The sequence below is a fragment of the Dysgonomonas reticulitermitis genome, from assembly GCF_054601275.1.
In genome coordinates, this window is sequence record NZ_BAAHWU010000026.1 from 36476 (window position 1) to 43486 (window position 7011).

The window sequence follows — 7011 nt, forward strand, 5'->3', positions numbered from 1 at the left end:
TGCCCTACAAAATATCGGCGGCTCTGTCATTTTTTTCTTAGATTTGTATAATAATGGACGTTGTCCGGTATAAAAGTTCTACTCCGGTTCAGATTGCCATAGGGTTCAATTATATTATAAAACAATAAGGTTATGAATAGGATTTGGTTATGTGTTATTGGGTTGGCTTTCGGCCTTTCGTTTATTTATGCTCAAAAAAATAATGTAACAAGCATCCTTGAAATAATGGATGTATCCACAGGACAGCGTACTGTAGTCAGGGAATTTCCTTATCTGATAGAGGCTCCGAATTGGACCTGCGATGGGATGTGGCTGATATATAACAGCGGCGGACGTTTATACAAGCTTTCACCTTTTTCGCAGGGCGAACCGGATACCATTGATACCGGATTCGCTACAGGATGCAACAACGACCATGTCCTGTCTTTCGATGGAAAGAAGATTGCAATCAGTCATGGGACAAAGGAAGACGGACAATCGCGCATATATACGGTGCCGCTGGAAGGGGGAACTCCCCAACTGATAACACCGATGGCGCCGAGTTATCTGCATGGTTGGAGTCCTGACGGGCGTTACCTGGCCTATTGTGCCGATAGAAGGGGTAATTATGACGTATATGCCATCCCTGCAAAAGGTGGAGAGGAAGTGCGTCTTACTGTCGCGGAAGGGTTGGATGACGGTCCGGAATATTCCCCTTGTGGAAAATTCATATGGTTCAACTCGGTGCGTACAGGGCTGATGCAGATATGGCGGATGAAGGCGGATGGCTCGGAACAAACACAAATGACATTCGATGAAGGGCTCAATTCGTGGTTTCCGCATGTCTCGCCCGATGGGAAATCGATCGTTTTCATTGCCTATTATAAAGGTGATCTTGAACCGGGACAACATTTGGCGAATAAGAATGTAGAGTTGCGTATAATGCCTGCCGACGGAGGTAATCCGAAGACATTGGCTAAACTTTTTGGCGGGCAGGGTACGATTAATGTTAACTCGTGGTCGCCTGATAGTAAGCATATTGCTTTTGTCAGTTATCGTTTACATCCCGGCAAATGACATAATTTGCTAATGTGCCAATTTGAAAATGTTTCGTCATTGCGAACGAAGTGAAGCAATCCAGTGTGTTTACTGGATTGCTTCGGATAAATCCTCGCAATGACGATGCATTTGCTCATTTGCATATTTGCACATTAGCAAATTAGCTTTTTTGTCGCTTCGCGCTACTAATGGCTAACAGCTAAAGGCCAATAGCTCCTATATTATGAAAATCATCACAATGTAGCATTTTGGCTATTTTCGTACGTTCGCCCTATAATAAACCACGCGTACTGCTAATACAGAGATAAGAATCATTATCTTTGCATGCATTTTATTTAAATTATATTTCTTATGAACAAAGAACAAGGACTGGACTTTAAATCCACGACTGACGAGAAAAAACTGTTCATCGAGACCTATGGCTGCCAGATGAATGTGGCAGACAGCGAGGTTGTTGCATCGGTAATGCAGATGGACGGTTACACCATGACGGACAAGCTGGAAGACGCCGATGCCGTATTTGTTAACACATGCTCGATACGCGACAACGCCGAGCAGCGGGTAGTTCAACGCCTCGAATACTTCAACGCCATCCGCAAGAAGAGAAGGCCCAACATGATTATCGGTGTTTTGGGATGTATGGCCGAGAGGGTAAAAGAAGAACTGCACAGCAAACACCATGTAGACGTTGTTGTAGGCCCCGATGCCTATCTCGACCTGCCCAATCTGGTAGGCGCCGCCGAAAACGGCGAAAAAGCAATCAACGTACAACTATCTAAAACAGAAACCTATAAGGACGTAATACCCTTGCGTATAGGAGGAAACCACATTTCGGGTTTCATATCCATTATGCGCGGGTGCGACAAAGTATGTTCTTATTGCATTGTACCGTACACACGCGGGCGTGAACGCAGCCGCTTGCCCCAGAGTATCCTCAACGAGGTGGCCGACCTGCGCGACAGGGGCTTCAAGGAAGTAACCTTGTTGGGACAAAACGTAAACTCGTACCGCTACGAAAACGAGGACGGCACAGTGGTAGACTTTCCACGCCTGCTCGAAATAGTTGCCCTCGAAGCTCCAAATATGCGTATACGCTTCACCACCTCCTATCCTACCGATATGACGGACGAAACGCTGGAGGTGATAGCCAAATACGACAATCTCTGCAAATTTATCCACCTGCCTGTTCAGTCGGGTAGTTCCAAGATGCTGGACGTCATGAAACGCAGGTATGACCGTGAAATATATCTCGATCGTATAGCAGCTATCAAACGGATCATTCCCGGATGCGGCATATCGACCGACATTATGTGCGGATTCCATTCCGAAACGGAAGAAGACCATCAGGAAACACTATCATTAATGCGCGAAGTTTGCTTCGATTCGGCATTCATGTTCAAATACTCGGAACGTCCGGGAACTTTTGCCGCGAAAAAATTGACCGACGATATACCGGAAGAAGTGAAAATAAGACGGCTGGAAGAGATCATACAGTTGCAAAACGAATGCTCACTGGAAAGTAACAAAAATGATGTTGGCAAAGAGTTTGAAGTCTTGGTCGAAGGTTTTTCGAAACGTTCGCGCGAGCAACTGTTCGGACGTACATCGCAAAATAAAGTGGTTATCTTCGACAAGGGTAGCCACCGCGTTGGCGACCTTGTAAAAGTAAGGATAACAGGAAATACCTCTGCCACATTGTTTGGCGAAGCTATCCGCTTGAAGAATGAAGACTCGCATCCTTAAAACAAACAGGCTGAATAGTTATTTTTAGTAAAGATTTTTTCTCTTTTCTTAAAAAGTAATTATATTAGTCGTTCGTTTTTGAAAGGGAAGAAGAGAATTTTAGTATAACAAGAAAAATAAAAAATAATTTAGATTATGAATAAGACAGGTTCTAATTTACTATTCTTGGCTATCGGTGCGGCCTTAGGTGCAGCGGTAGGTTACATTGCCGCTTCGGACAAAAAGGATGAATGGCTTAGAAGTATCAACAACCTTGGGCGTAAAATTAAAACTGCTACAAACAACAAGATCCAAGAAAAAATAAACGATCTGGAAAACAACAATGTCGAATAACTCTGAAAAAGACTATAATTTAAGTTCTCTACTTGAAGATATCAGGCTGGAACTATTAAGCTATATCAATAAAAGGATACGCCTTTTTAAGTTAGACGCTTACGAAAAAGTAAGCATATCGGCGTCAATTTTGGGATATGGCTTAATAGTCGCGTCTATCATATCTTTTGCTCTTTTCTTTATTCTTCTGGGATTAGCCTTTCTAATTGGTGAAATACTTGGCAGTCTGGCTGCCGGATTTGGCATTATAGCCTTGTTCTCTCTGTTTTTATTACTGGTAGTTTTTCTTTTCAGAGGAAAAATCAAAAGCTCCATTCTATTGGGTACGATTAAGATTATAAGAAAAATGGAAACGGATGAAAAATAAAAACAGACTATTAGACGAAATCCGCCGGGAAAAAGAGATACTCCGCCGGGAATGCGCCGAAAGTGAAACCCGCTTATCGGAACATTGGGAATATTTATCGGACAATGCTCCTTCTCTTTTGATAAACAGCGCAGCCTCAGGTATTGCCGGCTGGATGGGGTTTGGAGGTAAGGAAAACAAAGAAAAAGGTACAGAAGCATCCGAACCGGCAGGATTGGTGCAAACCGTATGGAGCGGACTGATGGCTTATTATCCGCTGGTGTGGGAAATAGTACAGCCGTTGCTGTGGCGCTTTGCCGTGAAAAAAATAAAATCGCTCTTCTCCGGTAAGAAAAAGTCAATTTGAAAATTAGTCAATTTGAAAATTTGAAAATGTGCCAATTTGGAAATGTGTCAATTTGAAAATGGCGCGAAGCGACAATAACTTGTAACTAATTGTTCACTGTTCACTGTTGACTGTTCACTGATAACATACGCTTTCAACTCAGGGAAAAAGGCATTGTAACTTTGTTGCAGCTCATCGTAGTGATGCTCGAAGTCGGCGAATACAGGCGCGCTGCTATCGAGATAAGAAGCCCGTTGCTTCAAACGCCGGAAGCTGCGTTTTATCAGCGACCGTTTGCGATAATTGTACAGCCAGTTTTCACGCTTCATATATTTGAACAGGGTGGAAAAATGAGGGGGCAGCACACCTTCATAACGTGCTATCGTATCGTAACACTCGCGGCTAAAGTCCTTCCATCCTCCGGAGGGTTCGTTTTGCGAATCCAAAGCCAAAAAGTGATCGTAAGACACATCGAGAAATACTCCCGCATATTTCCGGGCCGAGCCCCGGAACAGATTCACAGCTACCGTATTCACAGGATGTATATCCGTAAAGCGGTCTATATGGCGATGTACATGTATTCCCTGCTGCACTCTTTCGGGGTACAATTCTATCTGTTTGCCTTTAACCATATCGGCAATCATATTTCCGACCAGGATCTCCGGATCGCCAAACGAAAGGTATGCATGCGCGAGGAAGTTCATTTTGTCGGTTTGCTTTGCATAAAACAAAGGTAAGACAGGCAGGCGGATTCCGATCATTTGAGCCCGGATATTTTCCGGTGTGTTAAGATTTATTCACCTTTGGCATTTCTTGTTTTCAGTCATCGGCTTCAGTCCACCTCCCCGGCACCATACTTCCCTGAACCAGCCGCAACAGGGTGTTACGGTAACTGAAATATGTTTGCCAGGCCTGCGTACAGAACCTTTCCAGGCCGGCATCGCCATACCTTAGGCCCGCCGGGGGGAAGTCATAGTCCACCGAACAGGCGATGCACCCCGTGACGGAATCCAGGTAAAATCCGTCCCAACCCAGCAGGCGGTTTATGCCCGATAAGCACGCACGCACCAGGCGCGCATCTTTATGGGCCGGCCTCATGGCGCAGACAAGGCGGCTTTCGATATGAGGCCCGTAGAAGCCGAACAGGTTGAATACGCAGCCATATTCATCCTCGTGGAAGAGGTAAACAAGGCCGTGCCCGGGATCGTACACTCCTTCTATCCGGTGGTCGCCCAAGATCCGCAGGATTATGCCCGCGTATTTATCATTAGTGTCCATTATTGTATTACTTTTTGAGTCTGTTTTAATTTTTCAGCAAAACTTTTTTACGGCTGTTTTCAGATGGATTTATCTTTTTTACTTGCGGGTTTACCCCGCTAAGCCAAAAGGTAAATGGAAAAAATACGCTGAAAACACCATAAAAGCCGCCATGTATTATTGGTCAGAGCTTGTAATAATTGTTTCGCGGCAATTTAAACAGGCTCTTCCATCACATTGTATTGCCAACCGGAATAATCAGTTTGTTGCGCGTATCTGATCTATTTTCAGGAAGGCTTTCGACGCCGCGGCCCTGACATCATCTGCCGCCCCTGTGTCCGATGCCCCCATCATAAAGGTCAGGTGGTAGAAAGTCTGGTCACCAGTGTCTTTAGACGTTCACATATAAGAGCGTTGTTCAGGGCTGCTGGAAAAATAAACGTCTTCATTGCCCCACGAGGCATCCTTATTCGAACTCACTAAAATTGTATTTTCGCCACTGTCTCCGGAGCCGTTTCCGCCGGAATAAGGTATTTTCAGTACACCGACGTAAGGAACATTCTTTTTATATGAACCAGGACTCAGCTCCGCCCTGTCGCAGTACAGCTGCGATATTTTGGGCGAAACCGAAGATACGTTGCTGAAAAGTTTCCACTCCGTTCCGCTCCAGTACATATATCCGGCAGTTGGGAATGATGAATTTTTTCCTGTATTGTATACCATCACCCCTTCTGTTGGATTGGGTATGGTCGCTTTGTCTTGCTGATAGGCTGCGTTGCCCCCTGAACCCGGTTTTTGGGGATCGGACAGGAACATCGGGTAAAGATTTCCGGTATCACTCAGGAAGACGCGCGGCAATACAAGCCCCTTGGTCGCATTTTCACTGTCGTCGCTGACTTCATTTTCCTTAAGTTGCAGTAAGGACCCTTCCGCCGGGGCATGTCCCACCAATAGTAACCTGTGCACTGAGGGACAGCCTGCAAATTAACAAGAGTACCGCGGATAAAATTATTCTGTAATTTTTCATTGTTTTGTTGTGGTTCATACGAAGTAACTATTAATATATTATGTAAATAATTGGATTATAGTTTTGTATTGTTTGTGTTTTAAAATCAAACGCAAATATAGTAAACAAATTTAAAAGGAATTTTGTAATGAATCAAAGCAATCAGGGTCCGTTCAAATACGATGTGGTGGAGGAAAATACAGGTTTCCTGCTGTGGCAGGTTTCCCACCTGTGGCAGCAGATGCAGGAAAGTATACTGAAGAAGCATGTAGGACTGACACAGTCGCAATATGTGATACTGGCCAGCATACACTGGCTGAACCTCCACAACAAGGAAGTTACCCAGGCTTATCTGGGACGCCATACCAAAATCGATAAAATGAGGGTCTCTGAAATCCTCGGAATACTGCAGAAAAAAACATACGTGTGCCGTAAAGCGCATTCAGGGGATACCAGGGCGAAGGCTGTAACACTCACTGCGGAAGGAGAAAAGGTTATGGAAAAGGCCATCGAAATAATCGAAAGCATCGATACGGAGTTCTTCAAATTGCTGGGCGACGATATCCCAAGCTTCAACCTATACCTCAGAAGGCTGATCGAGGCGAATAAAGACGGAAGAGGCAACATGGGTATATGTATTGTTTAGTTTTGTGATTTTGTAGGCCCTGTATGGATTGTGACAATCCGTGCAGGGCCCCTTTTTGCCATAAAAAGTAACAAACTTTTACAGTTAGCAGTAGTAAGTAGTTAGTCAACAGTCAACAGTCAACAACTTGTAACTCGTAACTTTTTAACTAAAAAGTAACATTTTAGTTAAAATAAACCACTATGGATTTCCAATCCATAGGTTTGATTGCGAATAAAATTCGCGTGAGTGTCGACTATAAGTCGATTGAAAAGCGATAACTAAAGTTCTTTGAAATTTTCATTCAAGTATAAAAT

The 7011-nt window shown here is 44.1% G+C and carries 10 protein-coding genes; 7 read left to right on the forward strand and 3 right to left on the reverse strand.

The annotated features are described in order from the left end of the window. Window positions 1-132: 132 nt before the first annotated feature. From ACYPZI_RS10540 to ACYPZI_RS10560, 5 genes are all read left to right on the forward strand, one after another. The gene (locus tag ACYPZI_RS10540) at window positions 133-1056 is read left to right on the forward strand and encodes a TolB family protein (protein ID WP_459601340.1); all 924 of its coding nucleotides are present in this window, start codon (window positions 133-135) and stop codon (window positions 1054-1056) included. 333 nt (window positions 1057-1389) lie between these two features. Then, on the forward strand, window positions 1390-2781 hold the full coding sequence (gene miaB / locus ACYPZI_RS10545) for a tRNA (N6-isopentenyl adenosine(37)-C2)-methylthiotransferase MiaB (RefSeq protein WP_459601342.1): 1392 nt from the start codon (window positions 1390-1392) through the stop codon (window positions 2779-2781). Window positions 2782-2916: 135 nt separating this feature from the next. Further along, window positions 2917-3114, forward strand: coding sequence for a YtxH domain-containing protein (locus ACYPZI_RS10550; RefSeq protein WP_459601344.1), 198 nt, complete (start codon window positions 2917-2919; stop codon window positions 3112-3114). Beyond that, entirely contained in the window at window positions 3104-3481 is a 378-nt protein-coding gene (locus ACYPZI_RS10555; RefSeq protein WP_459601346.1) for a phage holin family protein, read from the forward strand. The genes ACYPZI_RS10550 and ACYPZI_RS10555 overlap by 11 nt, the downstream gene beginning before the upstream one ends. After that, window positions 3471-3827 carry a hypothetical protein gene (locus tag ACYPZI_RS10560; protein WP_459601348.1) on the forward strand — a complete coding sequence of 119 codons (357 nt, stop codon included), beginning with the start codon at window positions 3471-3473 and terminating at the stop codon, window positions 3825-3827. Before ACYPZI_RS10555 ends, ACYPZI_RS10560 begins: the two co-directional genes overlap by 11 nt. Before the next feature lie 47 nt (window positions 3828-3874). Here ACYPZI_RS10560 and ACYPZI_RS10565 read toward each other — a convergent pair whose 3' ends face one another. Continuing rightward, window positions 3875-4567: an acyl carrier protein phosphodiesterase gene (locus ACYPZI_RS10565; RefSeq protein WP_459601349.1), complete on the reverse strand. Its 693-nt coding sequence runs from the start codon at window positions 4565-4567 to the stop codon at window positions 3875-3877. Between the two features lie 36 nt (window positions 4568-4603). Continuing rightward, on the reverse strand, window positions 4604-4747 hold the full coding sequence (locus ACYPZI_RS10570; RefSeq protein WP_459601351.1) for a hypothetical protein: 144 nt from the start codon (window positions 4745-4747) through the stop codon (window positions 4604-4606). Between the two features lie 142 nt (window positions 4748-4889). On the opposite strand from ACYPZI_RS10570, the gene ACYPZI_RS10575 reads away from it, so the two are divergent. Continuing rightward, window positions 4890-5102, forward strand: a complete 213-nt coding sequence (locus tag ACYPZI_RS10575; protein WP_459601353.1) for a hypothetical protein — start codon at window positions 4890-4892, stop codon at window positions 5100-5102. 360 nt (window positions 5103-5462) lie between these two features. Here ACYPZI_RS10575 and ACYPZI_RS10580 read toward each other — a convergent pair whose 3' ends face one another. After that, window positions 5463-6029, reverse strand: a complete 567-nt coding sequence (locus ACYPZI_RS10580) for a hypothetical protein (protein ID WP_459601355.1) — start codon at window positions 6027-6029, stop codon at window positions 5463-5465. A 188-nt stretch (window positions 6030-6217) separates the two neighbouring features. Here ACYPZI_RS10580 and ACYPZI_RS10585 point away from each other — a divergent pair, with 188 nt between their 5' ends. Next, complete coding sequence (locus ACYPZI_RS10585; protein WP_459601357.1) at window positions 6218-6715, forward strand: MarR family winged helix-turn-helix transcriptional regulator; 498 nt, start codon at window positions 6218-6220, stop codon at window positions 6713-6715. Window positions 6716-7011 lie beyond the last annotated feature (296 nt).